Raw genomic sequence first — 18,344 nt, 5'->3', positions numbered from 1 at the left:
CAGAGGGCGGTTCGCGACTTGATGTCCATTTCCGGGTGAGGATGGGGCAGGGCTGCTGGTCGCGGTGCTCGGTCGGCTACTGCTTCCTGGTGAAGCTGCCGGCATCGACCTCGGTGAGGACGTCGAGCTTGACCAGGCGTTTCAGCTTGGCGCGGGTACCCTCGATGTTCTTCGGCAGCAGTTCGTGGTCGAGGGCTTCGCAGATGTCCCGGGCCCGTAGCGGTCCGGTCGCGTCGTTGAAGACGCCGAGGATGCGGGGGTAGTCCGGGTGCTCGGGCAGGTCGGGTGAGTCGGCCCCGGCGGGGATCCGGTCCGCGAGGGCGGTGACGGTCTTCCGGGTGATCGCGAGGTGTTCGAGGTGGGTCTCGGCTTCCCGTAGCCGGCCCTGAAGTTCGGCGATCTGGGTGCGCAGGTCCTCGGCCAGGGACCGGGCAGCGTCCTGCTGGACGTCGAGCGCGTCGAGCAGGGGCTCGATGTTCACGCCGTCACCGCTTCCGCATCGCGCCAGGTGGGGGTGTTCGCGCCGGTCAGGCGGCGGGCCATGATGTGGGTCATGGCCCAGTAGACGCGTGAGGCGGAGGATGCCGGGCGGTGCTCGTAGTCGCGGACCAGGCGCCGGTGCAGTATCAGGACCCCGTAGGTCTGCTCGACCCTCCACCGCTTCGGCTGCGGCACGAACCCGATGTCCTGCGGGTTGCGTTCGACGATCTCAACGTCGATCCCGAGCGTGGTGCCGTGGGCGACCACGGCGGCCTTGAAGCCCTGGTCGACCAGGGCCTTCTCGACGGTTCCTGCGGTGTTCTCGGCGACCCGGTCGAGCAGGGCGATGCCGGCGGCGTTGTCATGCGCGCTCGCGGCGAGGACGATGACGGCGATGACCAGGCCGAGTACGTCCACGGCCAGTCCGCGCTTGCGGCCCGGGACCCGTTTCGCCGCGTCCCGGCCGGTCGTGGAGGCGGGGACCCCGGCGGCAACACGGACACTCTGCGTGTCCAGCACCACCAGGGTCGGGTCCTCTAATCGGCGGGCCTTCTCACGGACCTGGCAGCGCAGGAGTTCGTGGATGACCTCGTCGGTTCCGTCGTCCCGCCAGGCGGCGAAGTAGTAGTACGTCGCGCTCTTCGGCGGCAGATCGTGCGGGAGGTAGGCCCACTGGCAGCCCGTCCGGCTCTGGTAGAGGATCGAGTTCACGATCTCCCGCATGGCGTAGGCGCCCTGGTGGCCGCTGACCGAGCGGTGCCGATCCTTCCACGCCGTGATCACCGGCTCGATCAACGACCACTGCTCGTCCGATAAGTCACTCGGGTACGGCTTGCGTTCACTCACCCCGCCACCCCAACAGACCACCGGCTGCGGACCAGTGGATTCCGCCCGCACCCCACACCATCAGGCGACGACAGAATCACTCAAAGGGTCACGAACCGTCCTCTCAGCAACAAGGGTCAAGGCCCAAAGACCCGCGGACGCGGGTCGGGCCGGCAAGGGGTCCGGACTTGCGACCCGTTGGGCAGATCTTCTTCGCCCCACCCGGGTCCATCCCGCTCCGCCCTGGGCCCGCCTCCCCACACACACCCCCACACCTCCAAGATACAAACACCACACCCCACACTAAACAAGGATAAAAGGGATGCGCTACACACGCCCCGCACTCGCCATCACCGCAGCACTCCTCGCCCTCACCGGAATCGGCACCACCGCACACGCAGACAACTACGGCAAGGACCCCGGGAAGAGCAACATCTGCTTCATCGAAGTCAAGGGCAACCACAACCACAACGCCTGCGGCAACATCAAATACGGAAACAACGCCACCACCGGAAACGGACACAATATCCGGAGCGGGCAACTCGGATTGAGGCGCCCCGAACCTTCCGGACAGTGGTCCCACTACGGTGGGACCACTCGGAAAGGGAAGTCGGTTGTCGCAGAAACGCAGGAAATTTAGCCCGGAGTATCGGGAAGAGGCCGTGAAGATGGTGATCGAGACGTCGCGTCCGGTCGCCCAGGTCGCCCGGGAACTCGGACTCGTTGAAGGAACTCTGGGAAACTGGGTCAACGCATACCGTCGTGAGCATGATGGCGAGGAGCCGGAACTCACGCTCGACGAGCGCGCCCGCCTGCGGGAGCAGGAACGAGAATTGCGCGAGCTGCGACAGAAAGTCGCTTTCCTGGAAAAAGTTGCAGCGTACTTCGCCAAGGACCCTCGGTGAGCGACAAGTTCGAGTTCATCGATGCAGAGTACGCAATATTTACCACGAACACTGAAGACACGGTGCCGGTTGCCAAGATGTGCGACTGGCTGGAAGTATCCCGCTCCGGCTTCTACGAATGGCGGAGCAGGCCGATTTCAGCGACTGCCCGGCGACGGGAGGATCTGAAATTGCTGATCACCAAGTCGTTCGAGGATTCTGACGAAACCTACGGCTACCGTCGGGTCCACGCCGACCTGTCCGCGTGGGGCGTCCCCTGCGGACCCGAGCTCGTGCGTGACCTCATGCGGGAACTGGACCTCCAGGCGTGTCAGCCACGACCGTGGCGCCACAGCCTCACCGAGAACGACGGCTCCGCCGGCCCGATCCCTGACCTCGTGAACCGCGACTTCACCGCCGACGCACCCGGCCGCAAAATGGTCGGCGACATCACATACATTCCAACCTGGGAAGGCTGGGTATTCCTCGCCACCGTCATCGACTGCCACACCAAAGCCGTCATCGGGTGGGCCATGGACGACAACTACAAGACCCCACTTATCGAAGCAGCCATCAAAATGGCAGCACGCAACCACCCACTCGCCGAAGACGCCATCTTTCACTCGGACCGCGGCAGCAATTACACCTCGACCCAGTTCGCCAATACACTGACCGGGCTAAGAATCCGGCAATCCGTTGGCCGGACCGGGATCTGCTACGACAATGCCATGGCGGAATCATTCTTCGCGACCCTGAAAAATGAACGTGTCCACCGGACCGTATACCCCACCCGAGAACACGCCTACCGCGACATCGCCCGCTACATAGAGGTCCGCTACAATACGAAGCGCCGTCACTCGGGACTCGGGTACCGGACCCCACGAGAGGTCCACGACGAGTACCTGAACCAGCAGCTCGCAGCCTGAATTTGCTAATTAGCAGCTGTCCGGAAAACGCGGGGCCCCTCATGTACCGCTTGCTCGTATTGCTCTTCTTACTCACTACCTGGACTGCTTCCTCCGGGACCGATACGCCCCAGTATCAACCTGTCCAGATCAGAGGGGGAACTCCATTGCCAGCCTCCACCCGCTCGACCTGCACCGCGGCCAGCTGCGGCAGCAGGTCCCCCACCCTCACGACACACACAACCAGCCTGCCACCGCGAACCAGCCGACACCACAGGCAAGTTGATGCGATCACCGGCTACGAAAATCTTGTAAGAGCCGTCTACTGGACAGACCCCCCACCAGCTGAGAACGCTTCAGCCCTGCCCTCCTGTCCGTGTGCTGCCCGAAGGTTTTCCTAAGTGGGATAAGCGACGCGGTCAGGAGGGTGGTCCTCTGGCTTCCACGTATCTCCGGCCTGGCCTGGTATGGGGATGACCGGACAGAAGGCAGATATCAGAGTGAAGACCGTTTTTGTGATGGCGCACGGGATCGACAAGAATGCGCAGGGCGTCGATGTTCCGGACGGCTGGCAGGTCCGCCTGTATGTGGACGAGAATACCTACGAGTTGCGGCCGAACTCGGTGGCCGTCCTCAACTCTGGTGGAACAGTCGGGTTCCGAGCTGGTTTCGGTGAAGGCCACCGGACGAAGCAGATCCCGAATCTCACGCTCCAGCCCCACGACCATGAGGCGATGATCACTTACCTCACTGGTGATTCCTCTTTGTCGATGTCTGCCGTCAAGTTCATCGTCTGCCGGACAAACGTCGACGTCCCCAGCCCCTTGCTTCCTGTGCACACGGACAGCAGCCTCACTCTCCAGGATCTCATGGGGAGACTGCAGGGAGAACTGTTTGGTCCCGATGACGATGACCGTGACGTGGTACTTCACCTCCTGTGCTGCCGTCCAAAGCTTTACCGACGCGCCAAGGACCAGATTGCTCTTGGTGATGAAGAGAGCCGTGACTATGACGAGCGGATCACGAACGCCTTCGTCATACCGGAAGACGACACCCGGCACTTCCCCTCTCTGAAGCGCAAGAAGGACGAGCTCATTGCGCGCAGCCGTACGGATCTCCACGGTGCGATGTCGGAGCTCGAAGGGAACTCGCAGCCTCTCAAGGGCGCGATGCGCGAAATGAACATGGAACTCCGCTCGCCGTGGAACGTGGCTCAGGCGGAAACGTGGCGACGCGAGGATGACCTGCAGGCGGATTTCAGAGCCGCCTCCAATTTCTTTCCGAAAGCGGCCGTCTTCGGAAGGCTGGGAGAGCCGCCCCTGAGCCTGGGCGAGGCATGGGCGGATTCCCCGGACACTCACGCCTGGCGTCACGCGTTCCACTTCTACCTCAGTGGGCCCGCCCAGGCCGGTGGCGAGACACTCGCACGCCTGACGCTGTGGAACAAGATCGGCCTGTATATGGGCGCCACCACGGTCTTCCTCGATGAAGCCGGCCACGAGCATGCGGCGCAGAAGGTGCTCGACACCGAGGTGCTCGAGTCCGCTGCATACGGCACCGCGGGAGCCAGCCCCGGCATCGCGGACCCAGCACTCTTGTGCACCCTCGAAACCTGTATCGGCCAGACGTCCCGTCTCGACATGGCCTCGCGAGGCGACGCACAGCTGGGCCAGTTCATCAGTTCAATGACCATCGATGAGGCAGCGCTTCTCGGCCTGGATCACGGACAGCACACGCTCCTCACTACCGGCGACAGGAAGAGCCAGGAATACGCCTCGGCCGTGGATCGCGTCCGTCCGGGAATCGCCGACGCCCTCATCAAAGCCGAGTACGCGAAGAACGAAGCGATCGTCAAAATCAGCGAGCACGTGTACCCAGGGCTCGAAAAGTACTGGCAGGAGTTCTGCACCTTCCTGAGAACCCGATGGCAGGAGGCCGCCGCAAAGAAGCGATCCCTGCAGGGCAAGCCCGGGATCTAACCTCGATCTTTCGTGACGGTGCTGATACCCCTATGGATGTCAAGGGGTGGTTGAGGCGGGGGCCGCCGGCTCACTGAGCCTCTTTCATCCTGTCTCTGCGGGGTGAATGGGCAGGTCAGCGGGGTGGATGGTGACATGGCGAAGCCTCCGTCGTTGGTGTGGTGATCTCACTCATCACATCGGTGCCGGAGGCTTCGTTGGTTCCGTATCCTGCCACGCTCGACGTCCCGCATGAGCTGGTTGAGCATGTTTCCTGGCTTCTCCATGCCCGCCGACAGGAGCTGAACTCTCCCTGGCGGAGGCTGGGTTGCTTCAAGCAGGCTCTGCTTGCACTCGCCCACCTGCGGAAGAACGAGACATTCGCGCAGGTGGGAGCGGGGTTCGGGGTGTCGGAAGCGACGGCCTGGCGGTACGTCGAGGAGACCCTGGACGTTCTGGCCGCGTGGGCTCCGGGACTGCACGAGGCCCTCGTCGGTCTGGGTGAGGAAGACTTCGTCATCGTTGACGGCAGCCTCATCCCCACCGACCGGATCGGAGCGGACGAGCCGTACTACTCGATGAAGCACCGCCAACACGGGATGAACGTGCAGGTGATCGCCCGCCCGGACGGCACACCCCTGTGGTTCTCCCGAGCCCTGCCGGGCCGAACCCACGACCTGACCGCGGCCCGCGCCCATGGCATCGTCCAGGCTTGCCTGACCAGGCAGATCCTCGTACTCGCGGACCGCGCGTACCAGGGCGCCGGCGCGACCGTCCGCACCCCGTACTACCGGCACCGCGACCAGCCCGAGCATTACCAGCAGTTCAACCGCGACCATGCCCGCCTCCGGGCACCCGGCGAACGAGCCTTCGCACTGCTGAAATCGTGGAAGGTTCTTCGACGAGCGCGATGCTCCACCAACCGCATCGGCACCATCGTAAAGGCCGTCCACACCATCCTGACCTGCACCTATTCAGGATGAAAGACGTTCACTGGGCATGATGGCGGGGACGGGCGTCGTCAAGTTGTTGGTGGGGTGGCTGGTTGAGGGGGTGGTGGGGCGCTGTGGTTGAGGGGCCCCGCGTTTTCCGGACAGCTGCTAATTAGCAAATTCAGGCTGCGAGCTGCTGGTTCAGGTACTCGTCGTGGACCTCTCGTGGGGTCCGGTACCCGAGTCCCGAGTGACGGCGCTTCGTATTGTAGCGGACCTCTATGTAGCGGGCGATGTCGCGGTAGGCGTGTTCTCGGGTGGGGTATACGGTCCGGTGGACACGTTCATTTTTCAGGGTCGCGAAGAATGATTCCGCCAGGCGTTGTCACATTGTCGGCGGCGTGATCGTTTGATGGCGCGTCAGGGCGTGGTGAGGTGCCGGCGGTCTGCCGTTCAGGCCGTCATGGACATGCCGGTGGCGCCGGTGATGTGGTTCCAGATGGTGAAGCGGATCCTCATTTCGAAGCGGTAGCGGCCGGCGGTCATGAGGTGGCGGTGGGGTCGGAAGTGGGGTGAGATCCCGGTGAACGCGGACAGGAACCGCTGGGCCCCGCCGACGGTGCGGAATCCTTTCATCGCCCGTTCCCTCTGCCAGGTGGGCTGGTGTGAGTTCTCGGCCCGGTTGTTCAAACCCTTGTGGGAGCGGTGCTCGACCGAGGGCATCACCTCACGGTGCGCAGCTCCGTAGGAGCGGAGTTTGTCCGTGACGACCACCCGGGGCACCTGCCCGGTCGTGGTGAGGAGCCGGCGGAAGAAACGCCTGGCCGCGGCCTTGTCGAGCCGGTTCTGGACCAGGATGTCGAGGACGTTGCCGTCCTGGTCGACGGCCCGCCACAAGTACCTCTGCACGCCGCGGATCTTGATGAAGACCTCGTCCAGGTGCCACTTGTCGCCCGGCTGCGGGCGGCGCCGGCGCAGGCTGTTGGCGTAGGTCTGGCCGAACTTCAGACACCACCGCCGGATCGTCTCGTAGGAGACGGTCACGCCCCGCTCGAGCATCATCTCCTCGACCTCACGGAAGGAGAGCGGGAAGCGGAAGTACAGCCACACACAGTGGGAAATGATCTCTACGGGGTAGCGGTGGTTCTTGTACGACGGCGACGCAGACGACACGGACCCCACCCCTCACAGACACCCACAACCCCAAGATCATCCCAGACCCCCCGAACAAGGTGACAGTGCCTCAGATGCCGGTGGGGCCGGAAGTGGGGTGAGATCCCGGTGAACGCGGACAGGAAGCGTTGCGCTCCGCCTGTGCTGCGGAACCCTTTCATCGCGCGTTCTCGCTGCCTCGTGGGCTGGTGGGAGTTCTCCGCCCGGTTGTTCAGTCCCTTGTGTGCACGGTGCTCGACCGAGGGCATCACCTCCCGGTGCGCAGCCTGGTAGGAGCGGAGTTTGTCCGTGATGATCACCCTGGGCACCTGCCCGGTGGTGGTGATCACCCGGCGGAAGAAACGCCTGGCCGCCGGCTTGTCGCGACGGTTCTGGACCAGGATGTCGAGGACGTTGCCATCCTGGTCGACGGCCCGCCACAAGTACTTCCGCACCCCGCGGACCTTGATGAAGACCTCGTCCAGGTGCCACTTATCGCCCGGCTGCGGGCGGCGCCGGCGCAGGCTGTTGGCGTACGCCTGACCGAACTTCAGACACCACCGCCGGATCGTCTCGTAGGAGACGGTCACGCCCCGCTCGAGCATCATCTCCTCGACCTCACGGAAGGAGAGCGGGAAGCGGAAGTACAGCCACACACAGTGGGAAATGATCTCTACGGGGTAGCGGTGGTTCTTGTACGACGGCGACACAGACGACACGGATCCCACCCCTCCCCCGGCACCCACAACCCGAAGATCATCCCAGACCACCGAACAAGGTGACAGTGCCGGTCAGACAGACGGTGGCAGACTGGCGGCACATCGAGGCTCCGATGATCAGGCGACGTGAAGGTCACCTTGATCATCGGAGCCTCGATGCATGCCTCAATGCCGTACTGAAGGTTCGTCACGCCCCTGTGACCAGCAAGTTATCCAGGCCATCAGGACTATGAATCAGCCCTGGGGTGGGGCCGGATCCGCCCTGGATGTGCTGCTTATGGCTCGCACACCAATTGTCGTGCCACCGGGATGATTGGATCATCCTTGCCTTTGAAATCCATTGAGTGTAGTAGAATTATTTTCGACGTCAATGCTGCAAATTGGCTTTGGGCCTGCGAGTGCTTCACATGTTCCCGTTGACAAATTTATCGCGACATTAATTTCGGTTGCATTCAAATATGCTTGAGCTGAAGGCGTTTCGGGGGTTGCCTTGATTGTTGCACCAGGCTTGAGTGAGCCGCTCTTGTCGTTCAGGGTGCAGTTTTGGCAGACAACACCGAAAGCAGTTCCGGTATGATTTGTGATGACGTAAGGCGCATTATCGCGGGCCCCGCCTGCGGCGTTTGCAGCGTGGGCGGCCGCTGCACTGACAGTCGTGAGGCAGAGGAGCGCAGTGACACTTGCCAGCAAGGAACGTGTAGCATGCATGAGATTTTCTTTTCTACTTCTGAGTGCGAGGAGCCGGATGTAAGGAAGGAAGCGGCAGCCCTACCTGTACTGGTGGAGATCCGGCGTTCGTGTAGGAGTGAAGGAGGGGCTTCAATTATCTCGGATCGCCTTTGGAGAAGCCGGCCTTGATGGCCAAACTTTGAGGCACTGAGCCTTTTCCAACCTCAGTCTGAGCTGGCCAGATGGAGGGTGAGGACGGCTTGGACGAGGCTGGGGCGTTGTCACATTGTTGGCGGCATCATCTTTTGATGGTGCATCAGGGTGCGCTGAGGCCCGGTGGTGGGCGTGCTTCAGGCCGTGGCGGGCATGCCTATGGCGCTGGTGATCTGGTTCCAGACGGCGAAGCGGACCGCCATCTCGAAGCGGTACCGGCGGGCGGTCATCAGATGGCGGTGGGGCCGGAAGTGGGGTGAGATCCCGGTGAACGCGGACAGGAACCGCTGCGCTCCGCCGGGGCTGCGGAACCCCTTCATGGCGCGTTCCTGTTCAGGGCCCCGGAGTGTTCCGGGAATGTCTGATTTGGCCCCGTGGGCGCCGGTTGTCCCTGGGCGTGAAGCGAGCACGGCACCTGTGGATCATGGAGTTCTCTAGGCTTCACGATCTGCAGGGGTGCCGTGCTCGTTGCTTCATCCTGCCCTGTGGCCGTCGTGCCCGTGTGCGCGCCCCTGCTTGCGCAGTCGCTGGCCGCGTCGGAGCCGGTCGTCCCGGACGGGCTGCTGCAGGCTCTGGCCCAGGTCCCGGACTCGCGTGATCCGCGTGGGAGGCGCTACCGGCTGGCGACGCTGCTGGCGATCGGGGTCTGTGCGATGACCACCGCCGGCCATAACTCCCTTGTCGCGATCGGGGAGTGGGCACGTCGCTGTGATCAGCAGGTCCTGGCCGATCTCGGTTGTCCGTTCGATCCGATGACCGGCCGGATGCGGTGCCCCAACGAGAAGACCCTGCGCGACGCCTACGGCAAGGTCGACCCGGCCGAGCTGACCCGAGCCGGCTACACGCGACTGGCCGTCCTGGCCCGGCAATCAGCAGACCGGGCGCCGAGCGCGCGGACCCCGGAGGGACTCGCCGAACGCGAACAGCGTCGCGCTCACCACGCCGCCGAACGCACACCACCGTCCCGGGCCCGGCGGCGGGTCTTCGCAGGGGATGGCAAGTGCCTGCGCGGGGCGAAGCGCCCGGACGGCTCCCAGGTCTACGTGTTCTCCGCAGTGCGCCACCAGGACGCGCTGACCGTCGCCGCCCGCGAGGTCGGCGCCAAGACCAACGAGATACCCGAGTTCCAGCCCCTCATGGAACAGATCCCCGACGAGGAACTGGAAGACGCCGTGGTCACCCTCGATGCCCTGCACGCCCAGCGCGAGCACGCCCGCTACCTGGTCGAGGAGCGCGGCGCCCACTACCTGCTGTCCGTGAAGGGGAACCAGAAGAACCTCGCCCGGCAGCTCAAGTCCCTTCCCTGGAAGCAGATCCCGGTCCTGCACCGCACCAGTGAGTCCGGCCACGGCCGCGAGGAGATCCGTGAACTGCAGGTCGCCAGCGTGAACGGGCTCCTGTTCCCCCACGCCCGCCAGGTGGTCCGCATCCGCCGCAGGCGCCGCCCGCTCGGCACGAAGAAGTGGTCCGAGGAGATCGTCTACGCGGTCACCGACCTGACCGCCGAGCAGGCGAGCCCCGAGGAGATCGCAGCCTGGGCCCGCGGCCACTGGACGATCGAGAACAGCGTCCACTGGGTCCGCGACGTCACCTTCGGCGAAGACGCCCGCACCATCCGCACCCGCAACACGCCCGCCGTCATGGCCGGCCTCGGCGACATCGTCCGCGGCACCCTCCGGGCCCTCGGCTGGGTCAACGCCGCCAGCGCCAGACGCGCCCACACCGACCCCACCGCCGTCCTGCGGCTCCACGGCATCACATGACCAAACCGGACATCTCGGGAACACTCCGGGGCCCTGCGTTCCTGTTGCCTCGTTGGCTTGTGTGAGTTCTCCGCCCGATTGTTCAAACCCTTGTGAGCACGGTGCTCGACCGAGGGCATCACCTCACGGTGCGCAGCCCCGTACGACTTCAGCTTGTCGGTGACGATCACCCGGGGCGCCTGCCCGGTGGTCTTCATCAGCCGGCGGAAGAAACGCCTGGCCGCAGCCTTGTCCCGCCGGTTCTGGACCAGGATGTCCAGCACGTTGCCGTCGGCGTCCACAGCCCGCCACAGGTACTTCTGAACCCCGCCGATTTTGATGAAGACCTCGTCGAGGTGCCATTTGTCGCCGGGCTGTGGGCGCCTGCGGCGCAGGCTGTTGGCGTAGGCCTGGCCGAACTTCAGGCACCACCGGCGGATGCTCTCGTGCGACACCACGACGCCTCCCTCGAGCATCATCTCCTCCACCTCGCGGAAGCTGAGCGGGAAGCGGAAGTACAGCCACACACAGTGCGCGATGACCTCGGCCGGGTACCGGTGATTCGCGTACGACGGCACCACAGACGACACGAGCGGATCCCCTCCCCGGACAGACAACCCGAAGATCATCCCAGACCGCCACCGACAACGTGACAGAGCCCTATGAATTAGCCCTGCCGACGACGTACGCCACTTCCTCGGACCTTACCCCCTTTCCGACGAGAAGCCTCAGCCCTGACCAAATCAACTCGACTTGATACTCGTCTATTCGGCCGCTGGTTGCGAAGTTTTCGAGTATCTAATCCGCGAGGCGGCCGACTCCATTTTCTTCCACGTAGGCAGTGATCAGCGGCCATTTCCGTGTAATGCTGCTGGACTCTGTCGTATCTTCCATCGTTTATCTCCATGAAATGCGCGCTTCCTTCGACTCTTTTTAGGAATGCGCTGCCGGCCCCACACTTACCACGAGATCTGGCCGCCCCTGAGCCCGGATGGGCAGCACTTCAGGCAAGGCTAATTCGTTGTCCTGGGCGTGAGGAGGAGTGGCAGGTGAAGCTTCCCATTGGTCTTGGACACCTGGAGACTAGGATCTGATCAGTGCCTGATTGATTGCCTGAATGTCCGTGGTTCGAGGGCTGCCGACTGGCCACAGTGAGATGGCTACCTCTTTAGGATATGAGACGCAGTTCTCGAACTAAAGCATGACTATCCTGATGAACGAAGGAAGAATCTTATGGAATCAGACAATAACTCCAAGATGGACCCGCCGGTCGGATCCAAGCGCCGTCTGGAAGATGTGGAGAAATGGGATGAGTTCGAGGGGACTCCTCTCGATCCGCGCTTGCCTCAGGATGTTTGGCGGCAGATTTACAACAAGGTTACGAATGAAGACTCGGCCCGCCTGCGCGGTATAGACCAGAGCGCACAGCAGTATTTTGCGCCGGTAACGCCAGGACAAGTTAGATCTGTCTACACGCAGGCTGGCTTTGCGAAGGCTCTCCGGAGTCCTGGTGTCGAACAGATCAACCTTTGCAGCAAGGACCCAGGTGATCAATTCATCCTGCAGGGCCACTACCGGTGCAGCATCGTCGCCAAGGGGCAGTCACAGGTCACTGTCAATGGTGGAAGAATTTGGGTCAACGACTCGGCCAATGTCACGGCCCGGAACGCCCGAGTTATCTGCGAGAGTGGCACCGCTGAGATGATAGGCGGATCTGGAAAAATTACCGGCGGTGTCCTTACAGCTACCGATCCGTCCCAGCCCCTGGACTGCAGCGGCGGACTAACCTACTGCAGGGGAGCTGCCTACACTGCCAATGTGACTGGGGGAACGTTCCACTCGCAAGGCACAGGCACGGTAAATGTCAGCGGAGAGGCAGAGGTCTTTGCTGCTGGCGGGACCGTACGGGCAACGGGGGGAACCGTCCAGGCGCAAGGACCTGCCATCGTCTACGCTTCTGCAGGAACGGTCTGGGCGCACAGTGCTGCTCGTATCGAGGCAACGGGTACGACTAACGTCGCAGGCGAGGCCTGTCTCATCAAGGCCACAGGAACCGCCCAGGTTACGGCACGCGCGGGAACCACGGTAATAGCCACCGATAACGTCATCGTGGATGCCGACGACACCTGCACCGTGTACACGGTCGGAGATTTCGTCGAGGTCCGAAACGGGACGTCAACACCAGTGCACGATATGAATTCAGCAGGGGTCGATTTCATCGGCTGGTAGACCATCAGCCTTGATCTTCAGCGGGGGTGTTACTGGGCACTGTCACGTTATCGAGGGCGTGATCGTTTGATGGCGCGTCAGGGTGTGGTGAGGTGTGAGCGGTCTGCTGTTCAGGCTGTGGCGGGCGTGCCGGTGGCGCCGGTGATGTGGTTCCAGATGGTGAAGCGGACCCTCATTTCGAAGCGGTACCGGCCGGCCGTCATCAGATGCCGGTGGGGCCGGAAGTGGGGTGAGATCCCGGTGAACGCGGACAGGAAGCGTTGCGCTCCGCCTGTGCTGCGGAACCCTTTCATCGCGCGTTCTCGCTGCCTCGTGGGCTGGTGGGAGTTCTCCGCCCGGTTGTTCAGTCCCTTGTGTGCACGGTGCTCGACCGAGGGCATCACCTCCCGGTGCGCAGCCTGGTAGGAGCGGAGTTTGTCCGTGATGATCACCCTGGGCACCTGCCCGGTGGTGGTGATCACCCGGCGGAAGAAACGCCTGGCCGCCGGCTTGTCGCGACGGTTCTGGACCAGGATGTCGAGGACGTTGCCATCCTGGTCGACGGCCCGCCACAAGTACTTCCGCACCCCGCGGACCTTGATGAAGGGCTCTGTCAGGCGTTGTCACATTGTCGGCGGCGTGATCGTTTGATGGCGCGTCAGGGCGTGGTGAGGTGCCAGCGGTCTGCCGTTCAGGCCGTCATGGACATGCCGGTGGCGCCGGTGATGTGGTTCCAGATGGTGAAGCGGATCCTCATTTCGAAGCGGTAGCGGCCGGCGGTCATGAGGTGGCGGTGGGGTCGGAAGTGGGGTGAGATCCCGGTGAACGCGGACAGGAACCGCTGGGCCCCGCCGACGGTGCGGAATCCTTTCATCGCCCGTTCCCTCTGCCGGGTGGGCTGGTGTGAGTTCTCGGCCCGGTTGTTCAAACCCTTGTGGGAGCGGTGCTCGACCGAGGGCATCACCTCACGGTGCGCAGCTCCGTAGGAGCGGAGTTTGTCCGTGACGACCACCCGGGGCACCTGCCCGGTCGTGGTGAGGAGCCGGCGGAAGAAACGCCTGGCCGCGGCCTTGTCGAGCCGGTTCTGGACCAGGATGTCGAGGACGTTGCCGTCCTGGTCGACGGCCCGCCACAAGTACCTCTGCACGCCGCGGATCTTGATGAAGACCTCGTCCAGGTGCTTCCCAATGCTGTTGTCAAGTCGCTTTGGTGACGGTGGGTGCGACTTGGTAGCACCGTCCGTCACGGATGAGGGCCCAAAGGACGTTGACGCGGCGTCGTGCGAGCGCGATGACGGCCTGGGTGTGCCGCTTGCCTTCGGTTCTCTTGCGGTCGTAGAAAGCGCGGGAGTTGGGGTCGTGCTGGACGCTGATCAGTGCGGATGTGTAGAAGACGCGTTGCAGGCGCCGGTGATATCGCTGTGGGCGGTGGAGGTTGCCGCTGACCTTGCCGGAGTCTCGCGGGGCCGGGGAGACGCCGGCGAAGGCGGCGAGCCGGTCCGCGGTGGGGAAGGCGTCCAGGCTGCCGCCGACGGCTGCGAGGAACTCGGCACCGAGGGTCGGTCCGATGCCGGGCATGGAGGTGATCACTTCGGCGAGTTCGTGCTCGCGAAACCGGCCCTCGATGAGCTTGTCGGTCTCGGTGATCTTCTCGTTGAGGGCCATCACCTCCTCGGTCAGGGTGTGGACCATCTTCGCGATGGCTTTCTCCCCGGCGACCGCGGTGTGCTGACGGTCGGCGGCCTCGACAGCCCTCGCGGCCAGGACCTCCGCGCCGCGGACCTTGCGGTTGCGCAGCCACGTTGTCAGGCGTTTGATGCCGGCGCGCCGGATCGCGGCCGGTGTCTGGTAGCCCGTGAGGAGCAGCAGAGGCCCGATGTTGCCGAGGTCCAGAGCCCGTTCCAGGGCGGGGAACATGCTGTTCAGCAGGGCCCGGAGCCGGTTGGTGACGCGGGTGCGGTCAGCCACGAGGTCCGTGCGGTGCTCGGTGAGCAACCGCAGCTCGATCACGGCTTCGTCGTCGAGGCGGACGGGCAGCAGATCGTTGCGCATTCTGGCCTGGTCGGCGATCACGTGTGCGTCGCGGGCGTCGGTTTTGCCTTGTCCCCGGTAACTGTCGGTGGCGCGGTTGACCGCGACGCCGGGGATGTAGATGAGCTCCTGGCCATGGTTGGCCAGAAGGTTGATCAGCAGACCGGGCTCGCCGCCGGTCATGTCCATTGCCCAGGTCACCGCCCTGCCCTCGGCGACATCGAGGACGTCGGTGATCAGCTGGAGCAGCTCCGGCTCATCGCTGGCCACCCGCCGCGACAGCAGCGTGTTGCCCGCCGAGTCCATGACCAGGGTGTGGTGGTGGGTCTTGCCGCAATCAGTTCCCGCCCATATCCGGCTCATCGTGCTCCATGAGGTCGTGCCTGTACGTATGTGCCACGGACGACCTCGCCGGCATTGCCTTACGCAGCGACTTGTTCGCACTTCCCAATCAGCGGCCCGGTCGTCGTGGGATGCCGGGCGGCAAAGCATCTGAAGCCACAGACGGCAGCCACTTGTCAGCCACACCCAGCACCCCTGGGCGACCCAACCCTACGAATGGCTCGATCAACCCGTCCAACAACGTAAGGCCACTTGTCGCCCGGCTGCGGGCGGCGCCGGCGCAGGCTGTTGGCGTAGGTCTGGCCGAACTTCAGACACCACCGCCGGATCGTCTCGTAGGAGACGGTCACGCCCCGCTCGAGCATCATCTCCTCGACCTCACGGAAGGAGAGCGGGAAGCGGAAGTACAGCCACACACAGTGGGAAATGATCTCTACGGGGTAGCGGTGGGGATGTACACATGATTGTGTGCGTTGGTGATGGTTAGGTCTGGATGGTCTGGTTCCTTCCTCATCAGGGAGTAACAGGCTGTGACGATCATGCGGGTAGATGAGCAGGACGACGAGCGGGAGCTGGAGGGCAGTGAGGCGGCGGCCGGGCGGTTGGCGCGGGTGTTGTCGCCGGAGGCGATCGATGCTCTGGTGTCGGACGCCAAGGAGTCCGGGATGGGTCTGGACGGGGCCGGCGGGCTGCTAGGGCAGATGATGAAGGCCGTCCTCGAGCGGGCTCTGCAGGTCGAGATGGCAGATCACCTGGGCTACGAGGCAGGAGACCGGGCGGGCCGCGGTTCGGGCAACCATCGCAATGGTGTGTATCCGAAGACGGTGACGACGACGGCGGGGCCGGTCACGGTGGACGTGCCCAGGGACCGCAACAGTGCGTTCACACCGGTGATCGTGCCCAAGGGCCGGCGGCGGCTCGGGCAGGTCGACGAGATGATCCTGTCGCTGTACGCGCGGGGCATGTCGACCCGGGACATCACCGCCCACCTGGCCGAGGTCTACGGGGCCACGGTGTCCCCGGGACTGGTCTCGAAGGTCACCGACGTGATCACCGACGAGGTCCAGGCCTGGCAGAACCGGCCCGTCGACGAAACCTATCCGATCTTGTACATCGATGCCGTGCGGGTGAGGATCCGCGACGGCGGGCACGTGGTCAACAAGGCCGCGCACCTGGTCATCGGCGTGGACGTGGACGGCATCAAGAACGTCCTGGGCATCTGGATCGAGGACAACGAGGGCGCCAAATTCTGGCTCCACGTCCTGACCCAGCTGAAGAACCGCGGCCTGCGCGACGCCCTGATCGTGTGCTGCGACGGCCTCAAGGGCCTCCCGGAAGCCATCGAGGCAGTGTGGCCGCAGGCCATCACGCAAACCTGCGTCGTCCACCTGATCAGGGCGGCGATGCGATTCTCGTCCTCCACCGACCGCAAGAAGGTCGCCGCGGCCCTCAAGCCCGTCTACACCGCCGTCGACGAGACCGGGGCCCTCGAGGCCCTGGAAGCGGTACGCGAGGAGTGGGGACAGAAATACCCCGGCCTCATCGCCACGTTCGAGAACGCCTGGGACCGGTTCATCCCGTTCCTCGACTTCGACCAGGACATCCGACGCGTCATCTACACCACCAACGCCATCGAGTCCATGAACCGCAACCTGCGCAAACTCATCAAGACCAGCGGCCACTTCCCGTCCGACACGGCCGCCATGAAGATGCTCTACCTCGGCATCCGCAACATCGAGGGACGCCACATCGACGGCGACGGCCACGTCCCCACCGGGCGCGTCCGCGGCACCGGCACCCTCGGCTGGACCGCCGCCATGAACCAATTCAAGATCCGGTTCGGCGACCGCCTCCCCCTCTAACCAACCTCACTCAACGTAACCACCACAGGAACCCCTACCAACCGGAGCCCATCACGCATCACACACAAACACGTTGTCAATCCCCTGGAAACGTAGAGTCCTCTTCTATGCGGCTTCGGCCCTCTGGTGGGCTTGGCTGCGTTGCTGGCTGATCTTCTGTTCGAACTCCACGGGTGGGAGTCCGCCGGCACGGGTGTGTCGGCGTCTGGTGTTGTAGAAGTCGGCGATCCACGTGGCGATCTTGATCCGGGCTTCGGCGCGGGTGGTGAACCGGTGCCGGTGGATGTACTCGGTCTTGACGGTGGAGTTGAACGCCTCGGCGGCGGCGTTGTCGAAACAGGACCCCACGCGGCCCATGGACTGGACCACGCCGAGTCGGTCGCACAGGCTGTTGTAGGCGGCGGAGGCGTATTCGCTGCCCCTGTCGGAGTGGAAGATCACTCCGTCCACGTCGCCGCCGCGGGTCGCGGCGGCCATCTGCAGGGACGCGCTGACCAGGGCGGCGTCGTGGCGGGCGTCCATGGCGTATCCGAGGCAGCGGCGGGAGAACAGGTCGATGACGGTGGCCAGGTAGAGCTTGCCCTCGCCGGTGTCGATCTCGGTCATGTCACCCACCCAGAGCACGTCGGGAGCGATCGCGTCGAAGTGCCGTCCGACCAGGTCGCGGGCTGCTTTCCGCTTGCCCTGGCGAGTCAGGCCCTTGCTCTTTTTCGGTTCGCGGCCGTACCAGCCCTCCTCGGACATGATCTCGGCGACCGTGTTCACGGACACTTGCCAGCCCTCGGCCCACAGGTCAAGCGTGATCCTGGGCGAGCCGTAGGTCCGACCCGACGCGTCGAAGAAGTGCTTGATCCTCTCGGTCAGCGCGGCCCGTCTGACCTCACGCTTCGTCAAATTTGCAGGCCTGCCACGCCATTTGTAGTACCAGGCCGGTGACACACCGAGCGCGCGGCAGGCCACGGTGTGCGGGATCTTCTCCTCGGTCCTGCAGTCGCTGATCACCCCGACGAGTACCGCCGGGTCCCAATCAGCTACTTCACCCACAGGACCATGCATCGCTTGAGGACATCACGCTCCATCCCGAGCTCGACGGTCTCCTTGCGCAACCGCTGATTCTCCGCCCGGAGCCGGGCCAGTTCCTCCCGCTCGGATTCCTCCAGAGGGCCGGTACCCGTCTCCGCGGCCCCGCGGGCCCGGCTCACCCAGGTCTGCAGCGTGCCCTCGTGCACACCCAGATCCCGCGCGACCTCCGCAGCCGGCTTGCCCGTCTCCAGCACGATCCGCACGGCCCCCTCACGGAACTCCGCGTCGTAGCTACGTCGCTTCCCCACCCTCAACTCCTTATCGGGTCACGACTCCACGCTACGAGGGGAAGCACAGCCACCGCCGCGACGAGACCGCGAGCACCTGCTGTGGTGGTCCA

General features: G+C 64.0%; 14 protein-coding genes and 6 pseudogenes. 7 read left to right on the top strand and 13 right to left on the bottom strand.

Annotated features, from left to right (window positions below):
• Positions 1-76: 76 nt before the first annotated feature.
• Together ACTVZO_RS43160 and ACTVZO_RS43155 are read right to left on the bottom strand one after the other, a co-directional pair.
• On the bottom strand, positions 77-481 hold the full coding sequence (locus ACTVZO_RS43160; protein WP_443296338.1) for a hypothetical protein: 405 nt from the start codon (positions 479-481) through the stop codon (positions 77-79).
• Entirely contained in the window at positions 478-1,326 is an 849-nt protein-coding gene (locus ACTVZO_RS43155; RefSeq protein WP_443296339.1) for an IS5 family transposase, read from the bottom strand. Before ACTVZO_RS43155 ends, ACTVZO_RS43160 begins: the two co-directional genes overlap by 4 nt.
• A 301-nt stretch (positions 1,327-1,627) precedes the next feature.
• Between ACTVZO_RS43155 and ACTVZO_RS43150 the strand changes: the two genes are divergently transcribed.
• The 4 genes from ACTVZO_RS43150 (at position 1,628) to ACTVZO_RS43135 (ending at position 6,035) form a co-directional block, all read left to right on the top strand.
• Positions 1,628-1,945, top strand: coding sequence for a hypothetical protein (locus ACTVZO_RS43150; protein WP_443304044.1), 318 nt, complete (start codon positions 1,628-1,630; stop codon positions 1,943-1,945).
• Positions 1,920-3,115, top strand: a protein-coding gene (locus ACTVZO_RS43145) for an IS3 family transposase (protein WP_443296327.1) whose coding sequence is annotated in 2 segments (ribosomal slippage) — positions 1,920-2,172 and positions 2,172-3,115 — 1,197 coding nt in all. Because the reading frame shifts where the segments join, the coding sequence is not laid out codon by codon here. The genes ACTVZO_RS43150 and ACTVZO_RS43145 overlap by 26 nt, the downstream gene beginning before the upstream one ends.
• 452 nt (positions 3,116-3,567) lie before the next feature.
• Positions 3,568-5,073, top strand: a complete 1,506-nt coding sequence (locus ACTVZO_RS43140; RefSeq protein WP_443304043.1) for a hypothetical protein — start codon at positions 3,568-3,570, stop codon at positions 5,071-5,073.
• Positions 5,074-5,231: 158 nt separating this feature from the next.
• Positions 5,232-6,035 (top strand): transposase family protein, encoded by an 804-nt coding sequence (locus ACTVZO_RS43135; RefSeq protein WP_443302918.1) that lies wholly within the window; start codon positions 5,232-5,234, stop codon positions 6,033-6,035.
• A 130-nt stretch (positions 6,036-6,165) separates the two neighbouring features.
• Here ACTVZO_RS43135 and ACTVZO_RS43130 read toward each other — a convergent pair.
• The 4 genes and pseudogenes from ACTVZO_RS43130 to ACTVZO_RS43115 all read right to left on the bottom strand — a co-directional run.
• Positions 6,166-6,363, bottom strand: a pseudogene (locus ACTVZO_RS43130) (IS3 family transposase); the annotation flags it as partial.
• A 74-nt stretch (positions 6,364-6,437) separates the two neighbouring features.
• Positions 6,438-7,157: an IS6 family transposase gene (locus ACTVZO_RS43125; RefSeq protein ID WP_443304042.1), complete on the bottom strand. Its 720-nt coding sequence runs from the start codon at positions 7,155-7,157 to the stop codon at positions 6,438-6,440.
• A complete protein-coding gene (locus tag ACTVZO_RS43120) occupies positions 7,112-7,855 on the bottom strand; it encodes an IS6 family transposase (protein ID WP_443304041.1) in 744 nt (247 codons plus the stop codon). Before ACTVZO_RS43120 ends, ACTVZO_RS43125 begins: the two co-directional genes overlap by 46 nt.
• A 1,019-nt stretch (positions 7,856-8,874) precedes the next feature.
• A pseudogene (locus ACTVZO_RS43115) lies at positions 8,875-9,072 on the bottom strand (IS6 family transposase); the annotation flags it as partial.
• 126 nt (positions 9,073-9,198) lie between these two features.
• Between ACTVZO_RS43115 and ACTVZO_RS43110 the strand changes: the two are divergent.
• The gene (locus tag ACTVZO_RS43110) at positions 9,199-10,500 is read left to right on the top strand and encodes an ISAs1 family transposase (RefSeq protein ID WP_443296498.1); all 1,302 of its coding nucleotides are present in this window, start codon (positions 9,199-9,201) and stop codon (positions 10,498-10,500) included.
• 35 nt (positions 10,501-10,535) lie between these two features.
• Here ACTVZO_RS43110 and ACTVZO_RS43105 read toward each other — a convergent pair.
• Positions 10,536-11,069: pseudogene (locus tag ACTVZO_RS43105) on the bottom strand (IS6 family transposase); the annotation flags it as partial.
• A 643-nt stretch (positions 11,070-11,712) separates the two neighbouring features.
• On the opposite strand from ACTVZO_RS43105, the gene ACTVZO_RS43100 reads away from it, so the two are divergent.
• The gene (locus ACTVZO_RS43100; protein WP_443304040.1) at positions 11,713-12,708 is read left to right on the top strand and encodes a hypothetical protein; all 996 of its coding nucleotides are present in this window, start codon (positions 11,713-11,715) and stop codon (positions 12,706-12,708) included.
• A 110-nt stretch (positions 12,709-12,818) separates the two neighbouring features.
• Here ACTVZO_RS43100 and ACTVZO_RS43095 read toward each other — a convergent pair.
• The 4 genes and pseudogenes from ACTVZO_RS43095 to ACTVZO_RS43080 form a co-directional block, all read right to left on the bottom strand.
• A pseudogene (locus tag ACTVZO_RS43095) lies at positions 12,819-13,304 on the bottom strand (IS6 family transposase); the annotation flags it as partial.
• 74 nt (positions 13,305-13,378) lie between these two features.
• A pseudogene (locus ACTVZO_RS43090) lies at positions 13,379-13,867 on the bottom strand (IS6 family transposase); the annotation flags it as partial.
• Between the two features lie 16 nt (positions 13,868-13,883).
• Positions 13,884-15,080, bottom strand: a complete 1,197-nt coding sequence (locus tag ACTVZO_RS43085) for an IS110 family transposase (protein ID WP_443304039.1) — start codon at positions 15,078-15,080, stop codon at positions 13,884-13,886.
• A gap of 227 nt (positions 15,081-15,307) precedes the next feature.
• Positions 15,308-15,490, bottom strand: a pseudogene (locus tag ACTVZO_RS43080) (IS6 family transposase); the annotation flags it as partial.
• A gap of 108 nt (positions 15,491-15,598) precedes the next feature.
• Between ACTVZO_RS43080 and ACTVZO_RS43075 the strand changes: the two are divergent.
• On the top strand, positions 15,599-16,921 hold the full coding sequence (locus tag ACTVZO_RS43075) for an IS256 family transposase (protein ID WP_443304060.1): 1,323 nt from the start codon (positions 15,599-15,601) through the stop codon (positions 16,919-16,921).
• A gap of 105 nt (positions 16,922-17,026) precedes the next feature.
• Here ACTVZO_RS43075 and ACTVZO_RS43070 read toward each other — a convergent pair whose 3' ends face one another.
• Positions 17,027-17,977 (bottom strand): IS3 family transposase, encoded by a 951-nt coding sequence (locus ACTVZO_RS43070; protein ID WP_443296349.1) that lies wholly within the window; start codon positions 17,975-17,977, stop codon positions 17,027-17,029.
• A complete protein-coding gene (locus tag ACTVZO_RS43065; protein WP_443296350.1) occupies positions 17,953-18,252 on the bottom strand; it encodes a transposase in 300 nt (99 codons plus the stop codon). The genes ACTVZO_RS43070 and ACTVZO_RS43065 overlap by 25 nt, the downstream gene beginning before the upstream one ends.
• Between the last annotated feature and the right edge of the window lie 92 nt (positions 18,253-18,344).

Origin of the sequence: Streptomyces sp. IBSNAI002 (assembly GCF_052244475.1) — a bacterium.
GTDB lineage: Bacteria > Actinomycetota > Actinomycetes > Streptomycetales > Streptomycetaceae > Streptomyces.
The sequence above is the reverse complement of the archived record's forward strand: the minus strand, read 5'-3'. Positions and strand labels throughout refer to the sequence as shown.